Origin of the sequence: Rickettsia endosymbiont of Gonocerus acuteangulatus (genome assembly GCF_964026435.1) — a bacterium.
GTDB lineage: Bacteria > Pseudomonadota > Alphaproteobacteria > Rickettsiales > Rickettsiaceae > Rickettsia.
Genome location: NZ_OZ032147.1, coordinates 817,520 through 833,902 on the forward strand (window position 1 = coordinate 817,520; position 16,383 = coordinate 833,902).

Here is a 16,383-nt window from a genome sequence, read left to right on the forward strand (position 1 = left end):
CTTAGTTATATTCAAACTTGATTAATTCAAAGTAATAATCTTGACTCTTAAAAGCTTCTTCTAGATCTTGCATATGACGATTCCTAACATAATAATCATTAAAAGCTGATATTGATTTGAGGATTACCTTTTTATTGACTATATCTTCCTCTACCACTACTAATTTAGTTAATACACCAAAATCAATATATTGGTTATAACGTTCAATAAGAAATTTCCGTGCCCTGTACCATATTGAATCAGGATTTAATTGTTTGCTTAGCTGCAATAGATAATCTTGTTTTTCATCTTCAATATTACTCTGCTTCGCTTCAAGCTCAGCAAATGGTATGATTTGTAACTGCCCAATATTACTGCCATAGATCATTTGTACTTGCTGTAGTATTTTATCTTGTGCATTTTCTGAAAACGTAATAGTTTTAAGCAGTTTTATTTGATAGCTATTACCTACTACCCCAATAAATAAGCAGGAGCTTAGTAATTTATAAGCTGAATCAGGATTAAAACTACCAACAATTTTACGTTTTAGCTGAGCTTGCAAGCTAGTATCAAGGCTACTTTCTATCTTATCTAGGTATTGCTCTTTAGCGTTGTTTAAGTCGCTAGATTTAAACTGAAATGTAGCATTATTAGCTTTAGTAGTTTCATGTAACTCATGAGCTAAAGCTTTAGCCATATAGTTTAGTAACACTTTCTTATGGCCAAAATGGTGATTGGAATATTCTCCTGCAAGCTTTAAGAGCAATTTGTTGATAAAATCTAGGTTAAATTCTCTATTTGATTTTACTTGTAGTAAATCAGCATCTTCTTGGCTTAATGGATAAAAATCTGCTAATTTTTTTCTTTTGAACCAGCTTTTATGATTAATAGCAGTAATTGCAGCATTATTGCTATTTGATGGTGTAGAGTCATATTTTTTAGAGATTTTATTAATAACTGCTTGTAGTGCAGTATTAATTCGTGTAGCACCTGTTGTGATATTAGCACTAGATGAACTGATATTATCACCTTGTTGTTGATCATTGATTGATTTTATAACATTGCATTGTAAATTTGCTTCAGGTTTTTGTTCTTGTAACTGAGTTTGGTTATTATGATTAAATATATTTTGTTCATTTTGAAAAATGATAGATTCGCTAGATCTAGATTTATTAGATATATTTTTATTATTATCTATATATATTCTCTCATCCAAACTTTTTTGGGGTTGAGGCAAAATTTCTTTGGGTTTCACCCCAAAGTTTTTTGGAGTTGAGGCAAAATTTTTTTCATTTTCAGAAGGTATTTTGCTAGAAGTAGGTTGGAAATTTCTAGCCAGCTTAATACAAGGAGTATTACGGCATTTAATGCCATATTTAACTATTGTTGCTTTATAAAATTCGATAAAGCCACTCTTTTTTAATTCAATTAGACACTGTCTTACACGCTCTTGACATACTCCTAGAGAATCCTCAAAGAAATGATAGGTTTCCTGAAGTTCGTCAATACTGTTGTTATAGTAGATTTGCAAGCGGAAGACTATAAGAGATAGGAGTTGTCTTGAGGTTTTACTTAAAATTTTACCATTACGAGAGGAAAGAGTACTCCATTCAGGTGGAATAAAATTACCGACAAAATTGTAGAAGATAGTGGGATTATTATCACTCTCATTATGGATTACACAATCAGGAGTGAAATGTGAGCAGCATATAGTGTGTATAAGACCTCAACTTAAACATCAGTTTATAAGAGGCACACAAGGCAATTATAGTACTATTTTTCAAAATGCAAGGAGCATATAGTGAGCATACGGAGTATGAAGATAAAATTAGCAGATTAAGAAAAGCCTGGAGATAAGGTGGTGGGCGATGGGGGAATTGAACCCCCGACCTTTACGATGTCAACGTAATGCTCTAACCAACTGAGCTAATCACCCTTATAAATATTAAGTTCTATATTTATTGTATAATATAGTAGATTTCAAGCTTTATTTACATTATTTATAGTATTTTATTATCTATTCTACAAATTTTTTATGACAAACTTAAAATCTAAAGCTTTATACTTTACTCAAAATTTTGTTATTGCACTTGATGGTCCTGCAGCTTCCGGTAAAGGCACTATTGGGCTTATGCTTGCTGAAAAATTTTCTTTAAAATATGTTCAATCAAGTATTGTTTATAGGCAGCTTGCTTTTAATTGCATTAAAGAAAAAATAGATATTACAGACATCAATAAAGTAATTTCCTTATCTAAAGAAATAGATATTACAGATAAGTTTGACTTAGAGGATGAAAATATAGGAGGCATTGCTTCGCAAATTGCCGTAATAGCTGAGGTAAGAGATAATCTAAATAAGCATTTAGTAAAGTTAATTAATATTACACCTCGAATTCTTATGGAGGGTAGAGATATAGGGACAATAGTTGCACCTAATGCCGATTTTAAAATATTTATAACCGCAAACCCTGAGATTAGAGCTGAGAGGCGATATAAACAGTTGCAAGCTAAAGGGAAAGCATGTATACTTGACGAGATTTTACAACAGATAATTCTGCGTGATAAAAGAGATAAAGAGCGAGAAGTAGCACCTTTATTACCGGCTTTGGATGCATTAATTATTGATACTTCCAAACTTTCACCCTTATTGGTTGTAGAACAAATAACGCAATTTATATTAAAAGAATAAAATAACTTGGTGCTTATAGTTTATTTTATTTAGAGGATATTTTTCCAAACTCGCTTATAGATAGAAATGTCATCTAGTTGCTTGACCACGGGAGGCATTGCCCGCGTGGATCGTTTCCCCATGTCACCCCGTGGCTTGTCCACCGGGTCCAGTTAAAAAATACTAATAATATTAGTATTTTTTATTATTTTCTGGATGCCGTAGTCAAGCCACGGCATGACTACCTTAGGGTGTTTTTCGATCCACGCGGGCAATGCCACCACGGGATGACAGTGATATTTGGAAAATATCTTTTTTATTAACCCTTTAAAAAGATTATCTATTAGTTCAGCACCGCTAATATTTACGAGAAAAATATGACAACAAAATTAAAACAAAGATTCGTTCCACAACTTGCAGCAGTTAATCATGAATTTGAAGATGATTTTTCTAAAATGCTTGAAAATGTTGATACGAGTCATATAAAACCTGGAACAGTAGTAAAAGGTCAAGTAGTTGATATTAATGAAGTAGTGGTTGTTGACGTTGGATTAAAAAATGAAGGTAGAATACCTAAATCTGAATTTTTATTATCACCGGCACATAAATTACCTGAGATTGGTGATTTAGTTGATGTTTATATTGAAAAAACTGAAGGACATAGCGGCAAAACTTTAAGTCGTGAGAAAGCGATAAAAGAAGAATTATGGGGTCAGTTAGAACTCATGTGTAGCAAAGGTGAGTTTGTTGATGGTACAATTTTTGGTCGTGTAAAAGGTGGGTTCACTGTTGATTTATCTGGTGTTGTAGCGTTTTTACCAGGAAGCCAAGTTGATGTTAGACCAATTAAAGATCCTAGCTCTATAATGAATATTAGACAGCCATTTAAGATCCTAAGCATGGATAAAAAGCTTGGTAACATAGTTGTTTCAAGAAGAGCTATATTAGAGGAATCACGTTCTGAAGCTAGAGACGAGATGCTATCTAAAATCAAAGAAGGAATGATCCTTGAGGGAACAGTAAAAAATATTACAGATTATGGTGCATTCATTGACCTTGGTAGTGTTGACGGCTTATTACACTTAACTGATATTTCTTGGGGTAGAGTTAACCACCCATCAGAAGTGCTACAATTTAATCAGAAAGTTAAAGTAATGGTTATTAAGTTTAACGAAGAGACAAAAAGAATATCTCTTGGTATGAAACAACTTGATTATAATCCATGGGAAAAAATTAAAGAAGAATTCCCTGTCGGTAAAAAAATGACTGGAAAAGTCACAAACTTTGCTGATTATGGTGTATTTATTGAATTAATGGATGGTTTAGAAGGGCTTGTTCACTCAAGTGAAATTAGTTGGCTTAAATCTAATCAAAATCCTAGAAAGACTCTTACCATAGGTCAAGAAGTAGAATTCATGGTGTTAGAAGTTGATACAGAAAAACATCGTGTTTCTTTAAGTATTAAGCAATGCCAGCAAAATCCTTTAATAAAATTTGCTGAAACTAACCCTGTTGGAACAGTGATTAAAGCTCCAATTAGAAACATTACTGATTTTGGAATCTTTGTTGCACTTAGCGACAATTTAGACGGTATGATTCATGAGGGTGATATTACTTGGGAAGATAATGGCAATGAGTTACTCAAAACATACAAAAAAGGTGATGAAGTAGAGTGCAAAGTGCTAACAATCAATATTGAAAAAGAACAAATTAGTCTAGGTATCAAGCAATTAACTCCTAATCCATATCAAGGAATTGCTGATGAATATAAAAAAGGAACAGTAGTTAAAGCTGTTGTGACAGCAATCAAAGATGATGGATTGGAAGTATTAGTAAACGATAAAGCAGCAGGATTTATCAAAAAATCTGATTTATCAGATGAAAAAGAAGAACAAAAACCTGAAATGTTTGCAGTAGATCAAGAAATCGAAGCAAAAGTTGCTTCTATCGAAAAGTCAACCAATAAAATTTTATTATCAATAAAAGCCCATAAAATAGCAGAGCGTCAAAAGGCTCTTAAAGAATATGGCTCTAGCGATAATACAACCAATATGGGCGACATACTTGCTAATGCTTTAGAAGATAGTAAGAAGTAGGATTGTTAGTCAATCTCCTCGGTGTGTCATCCCGTGGCTTATCCACGGGATGACGCATATCTTTCCAACAAAAACTTTAAGGAAAAATATCCAATGTCCTACGTACCGATAGTAATTGAACAAACCTCTAGGGGTGAGCGTGCTTATGATATATATTCAAGGTTATTAAAAGAACGTATAATCTTTGTATGTGGTCCTATTGAAGACCATATGGCAAATTTGATTACTGCTCAATTATTGTTCCTTGAGGCAGAAAATCCTGAGAAAGATATATATATGTATATAAATTCTCCTGGCGGGGTTGTAACTGCCGGTCTTGCAATTTATGACACGATGCAATATATCAAGCCTAAAGTAGCTACTCTTTGTATCGGTCAAGCTTGTTCTATGGGGTCATTTTTACTTTGTGGTGGTGAAAAAGGAATGAGATACAGCCTGCCGCATAGCCGTGTTATGATCCACCAACCATCCGGAGGTTATCGAGGTCAGGCAACAGATATAGAAATTCATGCTCAAGAAACATTGAAAATCAAAAAGATCCTTAATAGCTTATATAGTAAACATACTGGGCAAGATGTAAAACATGTTGAGAAAAGTATGGAGCGTGATAATTTTATGTCACCTGAAGAAGCAAAAAAATTCGGCATAATCGATAAAATAATTACACATAGAGATATTAAGTTGTTAAAAGATAAGGAACAAGGTCAGTAGCAAATCGTCATTGCGAGGAGAAAATGAAAGTTTCTACGAAGCAATCTTAGGATGTTTGACGAGATTGCTGTGTCGATGCTTTGCATCCACGAAGTTGTTGCGTGGATTGTTTCCCCCTGTCATCCCGTGATTTATTCGGCACTGTTGCAAATAGGTATTGTGGGTGTATAGCATAAGTCATTAAGGTACTGACAGAGCGAGAGTATCATGTTATAGTAAGCAAATATTAACAAGCATGTAAAGAGATATGGCACGAGCATATGCAATAGAACTAAGACTAAGAGTTATAAAAGCTGTAGAAGCAGGGATACGAATAAGTAAGGTAAGTAAATTATTTAATGTAAGTCGTGATACTATATATAAATGGAAAAAATTAAAAGATAAGCAAGGTACTTTAGAAGCAGCAACTGGTTATCAGAAAGGACATAGTCATAAGATAAAAGATTCAGAATCTTTTAAAGAATTTTTTAAAGCTAATATGAATAAAACATCAAAGGAGTTAGCAAAGCAATGGGGTAATATTGCATCTGTAACTATTTTAAGACAAATCAGAAAACTTGGCTATAGCTATAAACAAAACTCATTTTCATCCGAAAAGAGATATTAAATTAAGAAATGAATTTATAGCAAAGATACAAACCATCACAAAAGATAAATTAGTATATCTTGATGAATCTGGAATAGAGGATAATGCTTGCAAAGAGTATGGATGGAGCATTATAGGACAAAGGTGTTATGGAGAAAAGGTGTATCAACATAAATTTAGAATAAGTATGATAGCTGGTCTTTGTAATGGTAATCTTATTGCTCCTGTAATATTTGAAGGTAATTGTAATACAGAGGTCTTTAAAACTTATATTAGGGATGTATTAATTACAGAATTACAACCTGGGCAAACCGTTATTATGGATAACATTAATTTTCATAAAAATTCTAAAGTTAAAGAGTTCATTGAATCCGTTGGTTGTACCATATTGTATTTACCAACTTACTCTCCTGATTTAAATCCTATAGAGCATTACTGGTTTAAGATAAAAAATGAAATTAGGAAAGTTGTAGGAGATTTTGAAACATTTTATGATGCTGTTTTTAATACTATTAAATTGTCAGTATCTTAATGATTTATGCTATAAATGGTTAATAACAAACTTTATTTTCTGAATAATCAGAGCCGGACAAGCGGACAAGCAACTAGATGACAGGAACGGAAATTATTCTCCCAACAATTATAATTACATTAAGCTTTAAAATGCCCTGTTGCAAATAGGAAATATTAGTATATAAGAATAGGGAATAAATTGTTATAGATAAGCTTTATGAATTTTTTTAAGAGACGTCATTTTAAATACGATATAATAATATGGGCAGTAAGGTGGTACTGTAAGTACGGTATTAGCTATCGAGATTTAGAAGAGATGTTAGAGGAAAGAGGTGTAGAGGTAGATCACTCTACAATTTACCGTTGGGTTCAGTATTATGCCCCAAAGATATTAGATAAATTAAAATGGTGCTGGAAGCCTAAGTCAGGGTTTAGTTGGAGAGTAGATGAGACATACATTAAAGTAAAAGGTAAATGGGCATATTTGTATAGAGCTGTAGACAAATATGGGGATACAATTGATTTTTGGCTCTGTCCAAATAAGTGTGGGAATTTCTCAAAGGTTATATAAAAATATAATATAACAAAAGGAGAAATTATATGCGCCAAAAACAAAATGAAGCAATAAATCAAGCGATAGATTTATTAATAAATAATGATACAGATATATCAACATTACTTAAAGAGGATGGTTTATTAAAGCAATTAACCAAACGGCTTGTAGAGAAGGCATTGCAGTCAGAGATGAATAATCACTTAGGATATGATAAATATTGTCATACTGATAGTGATAATGTTCGTAATGGTAAGAATGTAAAGAATCTAGTAACAAATAATGGAGTTATAGAGATTGAGGTTCCAAGGGATAGAAGTAGTACATTTGAACCTGCATTAATTCCAAAGCGTCAAAGACGTATTTGAAGGATTTGATGATAAAATAATATCGTTATACGCTAAAGGAATGAGCTTATCTGATATTAAGATTCAAATGCAAGAATTGTATGGAGCTGACGTTAGCGAAAGTTTGATAAGTCAAATTACTGATGATGTAATTGAGGATGTCAAGATATGGCAAAGCCGACCATTGGATCGAGTATATGCTATAGTATTTTTTGACTGTTTAGTAGTAAAAGTACGTCAAGATAAACGAATTATCAATAAGTCTGTATATGTAGCATTAGGTATTGATTTATCTGGCAGGAAGGATATTTTAGGATTGTGGATCAGTGAAAATGAAGGAGCAAAATTTTGGCTTGGTAATTTTACTGAGATGAAGAACAGAGGTATGCAAGACATGCTTATTGCTTGCAGTGATAATTTAACCGATATGTCTGAGGCGATAGAGGCAGTTTTTCCGAAAACCGAACATCAATTATGTATTGTACATCAGATTAGAAATAGTTTAAAATATGTATCATATAAAGACCGAAAAGAATTAGCGGCTGATTTAAAGCCTATTTATACTGAAAATTCAAGGACTAAGTAGAACAAAACCTATAAATTTTCTGCCCAAATTTCATTGGGGGTTTTATAACCAAAAATCTTTCTTGGCATGTTATTTAAAATCTCAGCAATATTGTCAAGACCTCTTTGTGTAACGGTTGTAATATCTGTATTTTTAGGTAAAATTCTATGAATCATAGAATTCATTTTCTCCACTAGTGCTTTTTGTCTAGGGCGGTATGGATCACAAAAGAAAGTTTGAAACCCAGATAGTCTATAAGCAAGATGCCCTACAAACTCTTTGCCATTATCCATAGTAATAGTCTTTCTAACACTACTTGGCAGCGTTTTGATCTTTTTTAAAAACCCAGTGGTAACTGTTTTAGCTCTTTTGGAGTTATTCAGCACTAAAATAATCTTTTGACTCTTTTTATCCACCAGCACACCGATATTCATACTTTGATTACCTTTATGAAATGTAAGATCTGCCTCAAAATGCCCTACTTCTAGCTTTTGCATTGCTATTGCATCACGCTGATGTATTGAGATCCTTTGTGGTATAATGATCCTTTGATGCCTTGTCCCCCTTTCTTGCCTTTTATATCTTTTAGACGGTAAATAGCTATATAACTTTAATTTAGCTGCAACTGGAGAAGTGTAGACAAATCTATATATACTTTCTGTACTGATACAACAAGCTGTATTTTTGTCCAGTTTTAACTTTCCGGCTATAGCATCCGGTGACCATTTCTTGTGAATCATAGCATTTTTGATATAATTTAACAAAATAGGTAACTTCTCTATTTTTAATAACTCTTGCTGATGCATCCTTTTTTTATATTGTTCCTGAGCAACACAAGGCATATACTTACCTTTTACTTTATTTCTTTTTAGCTCCATACTAATAGTGCTTTTAGACCTCGTAAGATGTTGTGCTATCTTGTTAATACTGACTCCTAGGTCATACATTCTTTTTATTTCATATCTCTCTTCGCGAGATAAGTGTCTATATTTTCTGTTCATCATTACCTATTTAAAATCTTATTATTTTAAATAAGTTTTGTTCTACTTACTTATAGTATTTTCAATACTGCTAGCACAGAGGAAGAAGCACATCTTGCTTTAGAATCTTTTGAAGCTAAATGGAGTAAACAGTATCCACAAATTGCTAAATCTTGGTATGTTCATTGGGAAAATTTAATGGTTTTTCTAGGATACCCTGAGGCGATAAGGAAAGTAATATACACAACGAATAGTGTAGAATCTGTCAATAGCCAATTACGTAAGGTTACCAAGAATAAACAGGTTTTTCCAAATGATAATGCCGTTTTTAAGACCTTATATTTGGCAATTGATTATATGACCAAGAAATAGGCTATGCCGATTCCAAACTGGAACGCAGCTATGGCTCACTTTTTGATAAAATTTGAAGGTAGAATTTAAGCCCTAAAATTTACACACTTAATTAGAAAGACTCATATTTTTAGCTACTTCCATAGTTCTTTCGTGTTTTCCCTCATTTCTACCAATCTGCAAACCTTTCGCTTCCCCAATCTGCATGCCTTTTGCTATTCCTTGTTGTATACCTTCTTCTTTCCAATGATGAGAGCTAAGCTAGTCATAAGTTTTTCTCCCTGTGCAGTGTTTAAACGACTTTTTAATATTTTTTCTAGTTCTATCTTATCAGATTTTTCAATTTTAATCAATGTATAGGTTAATATTAGCTCTAGGTAATCAATACCAATATTAAGTTTGGCAAATTCTGGTAATAGATCAGCTACCTCATGCCATCTTTTAAGTAAATCTCTTTCATGAATATGCTTCATGAAGAATTGCAGTATCTCCGTCCAAGCTTTCTTTTTTAAATCCTCATCAGGAATATCATGAACATTTACTACCTTATGGTCTTTAGTCCAAATATCTTGCATAAGTTCTTTATGCTGGCACAAGTCCCAAAGATTCTTTGGAGCGTTATATTTCTTTTTGCCGTTGTAAAACACAAGAGGATAGACAAAAGGCAGGTGTTTAGATTTAGGATGGAGCCTTATTAATAAAGGATTTTAAAGAATCAGAAAATATTACTTCTACCGGTAACGATGTTGTAGTTATTAAAGAAAATGATATTGATGATAATACTATATTAATATCATCAAGTAAATTTGATTATGATGATTTAGAACGTGCTTTTAAATATTCTACTAATGAAGCATCACTATTGGGTATAGATGAAGAATTTCTATCTTTAGATATTATTATAAACTAAATTTACTTGTTCACCTTGCTAAAGCAGGGTTTGATTGTTAAATAATATAATAAGGTATTTACACCATATATCTTAGCATTACGTGGGGGAGGCATTACTGGCGTAATACCGCAATTACTTAATTTCTCAACTCCTTCAATACTATAGTAAGCACCATCAGCAATTACTCTATCTACCGATATATTCTCTGGTATTAAGGACTCTAGCATCTCTATATCAGCAGTATAGCAATCAGTAATCTCAACATCATGAATATTCATTGCAGGATCTATAGAAATATGCATTTTCTGCCATGGCTTATTCTTACAGACTTTATTGTATTTTGTTTCATACCAGTTACTAGCTGTATTAAATCTAAGACCTGTGCTATCTAGTATCAGAGATATAGCTTCGCCATTCTTGATACGCACAGCAAGTTTATTGCAAAACTGTTTGACCTCTAATGGTATCTGTGAAAATAAATCACATAGATGACCAAAACTTGGTACTGGAATCTCAAGACCCTTGCCCCGCCATAGATCCTCAAAGTAACCTGTTATTTGACGCTGCCCGAAATCAAATAAACGATATAATGTATAAATGTAGTTGTATATATGGTACTTGGTATGTCGTTGTCCTCCCAGATTCTCCCTCTACGTAAGGTTGTGTATTAATGAACAAAGACTCTAAATCACCTTCAGGGAAATACAGGCTGACCATCCCTCTTTTTCTTAAACTATCGTTATATTGTGACCAATTGGTTATTTTATATCTCGGCCTATCTATTTTTCTTGGCAAACCTGTTTTTGTTCTTTCTTTGTATGGCATTTTTAATTTATAACTTATCTATTCCAGAATATTATATGGTATTCTCTACATACTACCCTTCCTTTTTTATTACCCTTCCGAACAAAGCCGGTCAAGATAACACCATATGGCATGATAAGGTTGTAAGATTAGTAAGAAAGGTAACATTTATGCATTTTATAAAAAATACTGTTATGGAATTAGGGCACGAATTGAAGCTCAAATTTCAAGAATTAAGAGATGTATTGGTTCATCTCTATTAACTAAAAAAATATCATCACAAAAACGTGAAGCAATTGTTATTACCAATATTATAAATTTATGGAATTCATTCGGTAAATGTGTCACAGTCAAAATAGGATAATTACGTCTAAAAAAGACCAACAGATACCCTTCCGAACAAAGCCCATACGGTCAGCTAAGAGTATCAAATGAGCTTAAAAAGACTGGTGTACTTGTATCACCTGGAGGAGTGAGATCAATTTGGTTACGTAATGATTTAAACAATATCAGTAAAAGGCTTAAAGCATTAGAAGCAAAAATGGCTCAAGATGGTATTGTACTTACTGAGGCACAATTACAAGTGCTAGAGAAGCGTCGTAATGAAAAAGAAGCACATGGAGAAATTGAGACACAGCATCCGGGGTATCTAGGATGCCAAGATACATATTATGTAGGCAACTTTAAGGGTATAGGTAAGGTTTATTATCAGGTATTTATTGATAGCTACAGCAGAGTAGCTGATGTTAAACTATATACTGATAAAACAGCTTTAACTGCTGCTGATATGCTGAATGACCGCGTGTTACCATGGTACGAGACCCAAGGGGGGATACCAATAATTCGTATTCTTACAGATCGTGGGTCAGAATATAAGGGGAATATAGAGCATCATGCTTTTGAATTATTTCTAAGTATCGAAGGTATAGAGCATACTACTACTAAAGCATATTCTTCACAAACAAACGGCATGTGTGAGCGTTTTAATAAAACTATGAAACAAGAATTCTTTGATACAGCAATGCGGAAAAAGATTTATACAGATCTTGATGACCTACAATTAGATCTTGATATCTGGCTAGAGTATTTCAATAATGAAAGACCTCATTCTGGTAAATATTGTTATGGAAAAACTCCTATGCAAACTTTTAAGGATAGTAAGAAATTAGCTGTTGAAAAGAATAATGAAATCTTGTATCTTGATTATATATCTGACAGTCAAAACTTAACTGACAATCAGGTGCAAAATTTATAGTGTCTGTAAGATCAAATCTTGACTTCTACAAAACAATAGATTATTATTAACATAATATTTTCTGTTAGACTAGATAAATAACATATGAGGTTTTTATGACAGATATCAAGAGTATACTTAAAGGTATTAACACAGAGGATACAAGTGCAAAGAATATGATAATGATAAATGAGTTAAGGGACATAACGACAGATTGTCTTAAGAAGCTACAAGTAATTAGGCAAGATTTAACATCTGCGTACATAGTAAGCCAGCATATTATCATTAATGAGAATGACAAATATGAATTTAAGTCTGAAAAGGAAGTAAGGGCAGAAAATAAACAACACTTAGATCTTGATAAGGTACAGAAGGAGGAAGAAAAAATATTAAAAGATATTCTTGAAACCATATCTTCACAGAAAACAGTTGAGAACAAGGAGCAGCATAATCAGAAATCAGCTTTAAAAACAGATACATCAAATAGTACGAAAAATATTTTTGTTAAAATAAAGAATTTAATAAAAAAACTAATTAGTCGTTTATATCCTAAAGAAAAAGAAGTAACTGTATCTTCAGAAACCAGTAATAACCATGTAGACCTAATGGAACAAAACGTAAAAAACATTAAAATATATAATAAAGAGTTAGATAAAAGAGTAGAGGCACTAAAAAATATTGATTTATTACAAGAAAAGATAAGCCAATATAAAGAAAGGGTAGTAGATCCTAAAGAGTGTAATAAGAAAAAAGATTTTGTGACTGAAGAAATACAGCGTAAACAACATAGAAGACAAAATAAAATAAATACTAGGTAAGTAACAAAGTTAGTATATTCCAAAAATGATCGTTTTGAAACATGTCACAGACTCACAAAAACCTAATTAAAATTTGTTCAAAAAATGTTTCAAAACCTTGTTCTTATTAGAATGTTCTTCTAATATAACAAAAAAACGTTTTAGGAATAAGAAAAATGATGCGATTAGAACCACATATGTTCAAAAAGGTTCGTTTTCGGACATATCGTATTTTTATGTCCAAAAATTATCTTGACATAGTTATGGACATACCATATATTTAGAACAGCCTTTTTGATACTATTGACATTAGTTAAGACTTGACACTAATGGTACGGAAAACTCTATTTTACCAATTACCGCACATCATAGCAATACGACAATGTTTGTCGTACAATATTACTATAGGAACTCATTGCGAGTAATAGAAACAGTTAATAACTATGAATAAAAGCTTGCATATAAAGGTTTAGAGAGTATATTACGGAATTCAAAATAAAGTATGGTATACAAAATTAAATGAAAGGTAAGCGTTAATATAATAGTATCCCTACGGTTTTGAGGGAAACTGAGTTTAATGAATTTGTCTTACCGCATCTTAAAAAGAGTTCACGTGGTCCAAGTAAAAAAATATCTTTTTTCAAATTATTCCACTATATTCTTAAACTAATACACATTGGTTGTCAGTGGCAAGAAATACCAATAGCTAAAGATTCCAATGGCAAACCAGAGATACACTATACCAGCATCTTTAAAGCTTTTAGTTTTTGGATTAAGCATGGATGTTTTGATAAAATCTTTGAAGCCTCAGTTTTAAAATTATTTAAAGCTGGGATGCTTGATACTTCAGTACTACAGGTGATGGTACATGTACTACTGCTAAAAAAGGGTGATAATTTAGGTTATAATGGACATAAACGCACCAAAGGCGATAAAGTCGTATAGCTTAATGCGATAAGATAGTGACTTATAGTATGAGTTGGATTATACTAAATGAAAAACTTATGGCAAAGGCATATTCATACGAATAAAAGTAATCCCCGCCGCAAGCAGCGGGGTATTTTAGAAGAAAGCTAGCTGATGATCCTCATGCAGTTTCTGATATTCCTTGCCTTGGTTTTTTACGTATTTTCCTATCATATTCTCATTTCCATGCTTACCTACCGTACTCGTAAAATATCCATCAGTCCAAAATTCTCCACCCCATAATTGTTTCTTTACCTGTGGACACTGTCTAAATATTTGACGAGCTGTAACACTTTTAATTGTTGTTACTATTTTTGTTACGCTATAGGTTGGTACAGATTGTACCAAAAAATGGACATGATCTTCATCAACCCCTATTTCTAAAAATTTTATTTGATATCTCTTTTCTATCTCTAAACATATTTCTCGTAATACTTGATCAACTGATACGTCAAACACTGCTCGGCGATATTTTGCTGGAAATACCATGTGATACAGCAGTACCGTAACATTATGACTTTTATGTATATATTTGCTCATTCCGCCATATTACGCCGCAAGCGGCGGGGAATATACCCAAAAGAGATTTAAGAATACGAGTAATAAAAAGTTTAACAGATGGTAAAACAATAAAAGAGACTTCAGAGATATACTCTATTAGTAGGAAGACTATAATAGAGTGGAAAAAATTAAAGAAACAAACTGGGGATGTCAAAGCAAAAAGTGGTTATCATACAGGACATCGTAGAATAATAAGAGACATAGAGGGATTTAAAAAATTTATAGAATTAAATTTTGATAAAACCACCATGGAGCTAGCTAATAACTGGAGTCAAAAAGTATCTGCAAGTACGATATCAAGATTGCTTAATAAATTAGGTTATAGTTATAAAAAAAACTTTTCTTCATCCCAAAAGGGATATTGGTCTAAGGAATGAGTTTATATTGAAACTAAAAACTATAGATAAACAAGATTTAGTATTTATCGATGAGTCTGGGATAGAAGATAATAGCTTGTTAGCAACGGAAGTAAAATGATACAGAGCAACGGATAAAAATTGATACAGTATTAAAGTAATATCTTCTGAATAAGGAGGTAATGAATAATGATAATACTGGAGCAAATAATGGAAATAAAAATATTGAATAAACATGGTAAAAGCTTAAGAAGTATAGCAAGAGAAGTAGGTGCATCAGTAAATACAGTACGTAAATATTTAAAATATGATGGTTCCCCTAAATATAAGGATAGGCCAAAGTTGGTAACAAAGCTTGCCCCATATAAAGACTACTTGAGTGACAGAATAAAATCAGCCCATCCTGTATCACTATCTGGTACTGTTTCAAGAGATAAAGGAGTTGGGTTACACAGGCGGGATGACCCAACTCAGGGATTATTTAAGGAGTATAAAGCCTGCAGCTAAACAGGAGGATATGATAAGATTTGAGACTGCTTCTGGCAAACAGATGCAAGTTGACTGGATAGAATTTCGTAAGGGGAAAAGTCCTCTATCAGCTTTTGTGGCTACATTAGGATTTAGTCGAGCAAGCTATGTAGAATTTGTTACTAATGAGAAGCTTGTAACATTAATATAGCTTAATGCGATAAGGTAGTGATTTTTTAAGAGCATAGTAAACAGCATCAAAAAAGTGCTCAAAATTAGAAATAGTTTTTCTTATTTCATTCTTGATTTTAAACCAGTAATGCTCAATAGGATTTAAGTCAGGAGAGTAAGTTGGTAAAATAAAATACTGCAACCAACAGATTCAATTAACGTTTTCACTTTTGTACTTTTATGAAAATTAATATTATCCATTACTACTATCTGACCAGCCTTTAATTCCTTGATCAATATCTCTTGTACATAAGTTTCAAAAATGTCCTTATTACATGTCCCATCAAATATTATTGGGGCAATAATATCTTTGACACACAGCCCAGCAATCATACTAATCCGTGATTTATGTTTGATAGACCTTTTCACCATAACATCTTTGACCGATAATGCTCCACCCGTGTTCTCTACAGCTATTATCTTCTATCCCAGACTCATCGATAAATACTAAATCTTGTTTATCTATAGTTTTTAGTTTCAATATAAACTCATTCCTTAGACCAATATCCCTTTTGGGATGAAGAAAAGTTTTTTTTATAACTATAACCTAATTTATTAAGCAATCTTGATATCGTACTTGCAGATACTTTTTGACTCCAGTTATTAGCTAGCTCCATGGTGGTTTTATCAAAATTTAATTCTATAAATTTTTTAAATCCCTCTATTGTCATTGTCAATTAAAAAGGGACCAGTAAATTGCACGAAAAAGGAACCACTATATTTAA

17 protein-coding genes, 1 tRNA gene and 4 pseudogenes are annotated in these 16,383 nt (G+C 32.5%); 14 read left to right on the forward strand and 8 right to left on the reverse strand.

Features of this window, described 5'->3' with window-relative positions; genetic code table 11:
• Position 1: 1 nt before the first annotated feature.
• Positions 2 to 1,699: a hypothetical protein gene (locus AAGD55_RS04965; RefSeq protein WP_341792519.1), complete on the reverse strand. Its 1,698-nt coding sequence runs from the start codon at positions 1,697 to 1,699 to the stop codon at positions 2 to 4.
• A gap of 139 nt (positions 1,700 to 1,838) precedes the next feature.
• Positions 1,839 to 1,915 (reverse strand) — tRNA-Val (locus AAGD55_RS04970).
• Between the two features lie 99 nt (positions 1,916 to 2,014).
• Here AAGD55_RS04970 and cmk point away from each other — a divergent pair.
• The 7 genes and pseudogenes from cmk to AAGD55_RS05005 all read left to right on the forward strand — a co-directional run bounded on the left by cmk (position 2,015) and on the right by AAGD55_RS05005 (position 8,039).
• The gene (gene cmk / locus AAGD55_RS04975; protein WP_341792351.1) at positions 2,015 to 2,668 is read left to right on the forward strand and encodes a (d)CMP kinase; all 654 of its coding nucleotides are present in this window, start codon (positions 2,015 to 2,017) and stop codon (positions 2,666 to 2,668) included.
• Between the two features lie 356 nt (positions 2,669 to 3,024).
• Complete coding sequence (locus AAGD55_RS04980) at positions 3,025 to 4,743, forward strand: 30S ribosomal protein S1 (protein ID WP_341792352.1); 1,719 nt, start codon at positions 3,025 to 3,027, stop codon at positions 4,741 to 4,743.
• A 93-nt stretch (positions 4,744 to 4,836) separates the two neighbouring features.
• Positions 4,837 to 5,454 carry an ATP-dependent Clp endopeptidase proteolytic subunit ClpP gene (gene clpP, locus AAGD55_RS04985; RefSeq protein ID WP_041804794.1) on the forward strand — a complete coding sequence of 206 codons (618 nt, stop codon included), beginning with the start codon at positions 4,837 to 4,839 and terminating at the stop codon, positions 5,452 to 5,454.
• Positions 5,455 to 5,701: 247 nt separating this feature from the next.
• Positions 5,702 to 6,572, forward strand: a protein-coding gene (locus AAGD55_RS04990) for an IS630 family transposase (protein WP_341790833.1) whose coding sequence is annotated in 2 segments (ribosomal slippage) — positions 5,702 to 6,028 and positions 6,030 to 6,572 — 870 coding nt in all. Because the reading frame shifts where the segments join, the coding sequence is not laid out codon by codon here.
• A 198-nt stretch (positions 6,573 to 6,770) separates the two neighbouring features.
• Positions 6,771 to 7,097, forward strand: a pseudogene (locus AAGD55_RS04995) (IS6 family transposase); the annotation flags it as partial.
• Positions 7,098 to 7,153: 56 nt separating this feature from the next.
• Positions 7,154 to 7,474 carry a transposase gene (locus AAGD55_RS05000; protein ID WP_341792353.1) on the forward strand — a complete coding sequence of 107 codons (321 nt, stop codon included), beginning with the start codon at positions 7,154 to 7,156 and terminating at the stop codon, positions 7,472 to 7,474.
• Between the two features lie 40 nt (positions 7,475 to 7,514).
• Positions 7,515 to 8,039 (forward strand): IS256 family transposase, encoded by a 525-nt coding sequence (locus AAGD55_RS05005; RefSeq protein ID WP_341792354.1) that lies wholly within the window; start codon positions 7,515 to 7,517, stop codon positions 8,037 to 8,039.
• Positions 8,040 to 8,047: 8 nt separating this feature from the next.
• On the opposite strand, the gene AAGD55_RS05010 is transcribed toward AAGD55_RS05005, so the two are convergent.
• The gene (locus AAGD55_RS05010) at positions 8,048 to 9,022 is read right to left on the reverse strand and encodes an IS30 family transposase (RefSeq protein WP_341791000.1); all 975 of its coding nucleotides are present in this window, start codon (positions 9,020 to 9,022) and stop codon (positions 8,048 to 8,050) included.
• A 54-nt stretch (positions 9,023 to 9,076) separates the two neighbouring features.
• On the opposite strand from AAGD55_RS05010, the gene AAGD55_RS05015 reads away from it, so the two are divergent.
• On the forward strand, positions 9,077 to 9,370 hold the full coding sequence (locus AAGD55_RS05015) for a transposase (RefSeq protein WP_341792520.1): 294 nt from the start codon (positions 9,077 to 9,079) through the stop codon (positions 9,368 to 9,370).
• Between the two features lie 87 nt (positions 9,371 to 9,457).
• Here the strand turns inward: AAGD55_RS05015 and AAGD55_RS05020 are convergent.
• The 3 genes and pseudogenes from AAGD55_RS05020 to AAGD55_RS05030 form a co-directional block, all read right to left on the reverse strand.
• Positions 9,458 to 10,044, reverse strand: a pseudogene (locus tag AAGD55_RS05020) (Rpn family recombination-promoting nuclease/putative transposase); the annotation flags it as partial.
• Positions 10,045 to 10,261: 217 nt separating this feature from the next.
• Complete coding sequence (locus AAGD55_RS05025; RefSeq protein WP_341792355.1) at positions 10,262 to 10,669, reverse strand: transposase; 408 nt, start codon at positions 10,667 to 10,669, stop codon at positions 10,262 to 10,264.
• A gap of 145 nt (positions 10,670 to 10,814) precedes the next feature.
• Positions 10,815 to 11,066, reverse strand: coding sequence for a hypothetical protein (locus tag AAGD55_RS05030; protein ID WP_341792356.1), 252 nt, complete (start codon positions 11,064 to 11,066; stop codon positions 10,815 to 10,817).
• A gap of 376 nt (positions 11,067 to 11,442) precedes the next feature.
• Between AAGD55_RS05030 and AAGD55_RS05035 the strand changes: the two are divergent.
• The 3 genes and pseudogenes from AAGD55_RS05035 to AAGD55_RS05045 all read left to right on the forward strand — a co-directional run.
• Positions 11,443 to 12,300, forward strand: a pseudogene (locus tag AAGD55_RS05035) (integrase core domain-containing protein); the annotation flags it as partial.
• 95 nt (positions 12,301 to 12,395) lie between these two features.
• Positions 12,396 to 13,097, forward strand: a complete 702-nt coding sequence (locus AAGD55_RS05040; RefSeq protein ID WP_341792357.1) for a hypothetical protein — start codon at positions 12,396 to 12,398, stop codon at positions 13,095 to 13,097.
• Between the two features lie 537 nt (positions 13,098 to 13,634).
• Positions 13,635 to 14,021, forward strand: a complete 387-nt coding sequence (locus tag AAGD55_RS05045) for a hypothetical protein (protein ID WP_341792358.1) — start codon at positions 13,635 to 13,637, stop codon at positions 14,019 to 14,021.
• Between the two features lie 117 nt (positions 14,022 to 14,138).
• Here AAGD55_RS05045 and tnpA read toward each other — a convergent pair whose 3' ends face one another.
• A complete protein-coding gene (tnpA, locus tag AAGD55_RS05050; protein WP_341790826.1) occupies positions 14,139 to 14,582 on the reverse strand; it encodes an IS200/IS605 family transposase in 444 nt (147 codons plus the stop codon).
• A gap of 89 nt (positions 14,583 to 14,671) precedes the next feature.
• Here tnpA and AAGD55_RS05055 point away from each other — a divergent pair, with 89 nt between their 5' ends.
• From AAGD55_RS05055 to AAGD55_RS05065, 3 genes are all read left to right on the forward strand, one after another.
• The gene (locus AAGD55_RS05055) at positions 14,672 to 14,980 is read left to right on the forward strand and encodes a hypothetical protein (protein ID WP_341792521.1); all 309 of its coding nucleotides are present in this window, start codon (positions 14,672 to 14,674) and stop codon (positions 14,978 to 14,980) included.
• Between the two features lie 168 nt (positions 14,981 to 15,148).
• Positions 15,149 to 15,466, forward strand: a complete 318-nt coding sequence (locus AAGD55_RS05060) for a hypothetical protein (RefSeq protein WP_341791321.1) — start codon at positions 15,149 to 15,151, stop codon at positions 15,464 to 15,466.
• A gap of 10 nt (positions 15,467 to 15,476) precedes the next feature.
• A complete protein-coding gene (locus AAGD55_RS05065) occupies positions 15,477 to 15,638 on the forward strand; it encodes a hypothetical protein (RefSeq protein WP_341792359.1) in 162 nt (53 codons plus the stop codon).
• On the opposite strand, the pseudogene AAGD55_RS05070 reads toward AAGD55_RS05065, so the two are convergent.
• Positions 15,630 to 16,323 (reverse strand): annotated as a pseudogene (locus AAGD55_RS05070) (IS630 family transposase); the annotation flags it as partial. The gene AAGD55_RS05065 and the pseudogene AAGD55_RS05070 overlap by 9 nt on opposite strands.
• Between the last annotated feature and the right edge of the window lie 60 nt (positions 16,324 to 16,383).

Bases quoted from the DNA above. Each gene is read 5' to 3' on its own strand.
- AAGD55_RS05065 (WP_341792359.1), top strand. From the start codon at position 15,477: ATGATAAGATTTGAGACTGCTTCTGGCAAACAGATGCAAGTTGACTGG.
- AAGD55_RS05040 (WP_341792357.1), top strand. From the start codon at position 12,396: ATGACAGATATCAAGAGTATACTTAAAGGTATTAACACAGAGGATACA.
- AAGD55_RS05005 (WP_341792354.1), top strand. From the start codon at position 7,515: ATGAGCTTATCTGATATTAAGATTCAAATGCAAGAATTGTATGGAGCT.
- cmk (WP_341792351.1), top strand. From the start codon at position 2,015: ATGACAAACTTAAAATCTAAAGCTTTATACTTTACTCAAAATTTTGTT.
- tnpA (WP_341790826.1), bottom strand. From the start codon at position 14,582: ATGAGCAAATATATACATAAAAGTCATAATGTTACGGTACTGCTGTAT.
- AAGD55_RS05060 (WP_341791321.1), top strand. From the start codon at position 15,149: ATGATAATACTGGAGCAAATAATGGAAATAAAAATATTGAATAAACAT.
- AAGD55_RS05000 (WP_341792353.1), top strand. From the start codon at position 7,154: ATGCGCCAAAAACAAAATGAAGCAATAAATCAAGCGATAGATTTATTA.
- AAGD55_RS05010 (WP_341791000.1), bottom strand. From the start codon at position 9,022: ATGATGAACAGAAAATATAGACACTTATCTCGCGAAGAGAGATATGAA.
- AAGD55_RS05030 (WP_341792356.1), bottom strand. From the start codon at position 11,066: ATGCCATACAAAGAAAGAACAAAAACAGGTTTGCCAAGAAAAATAGAT.
- AAGD55_RS04980 (WP_341792352.1), top strand. From the start codon at position 3,025: ATGACAACAAAATTAAAACAAAGATTCGTTCCACAACTTGCAGCAGTT.
- clpP (WP_041804794.1), top strand. From the start codon at position 4,837: ATGTCCTACGTACCGATAGTAATTGAACAAACCTCTAGGGGTGAGCGT.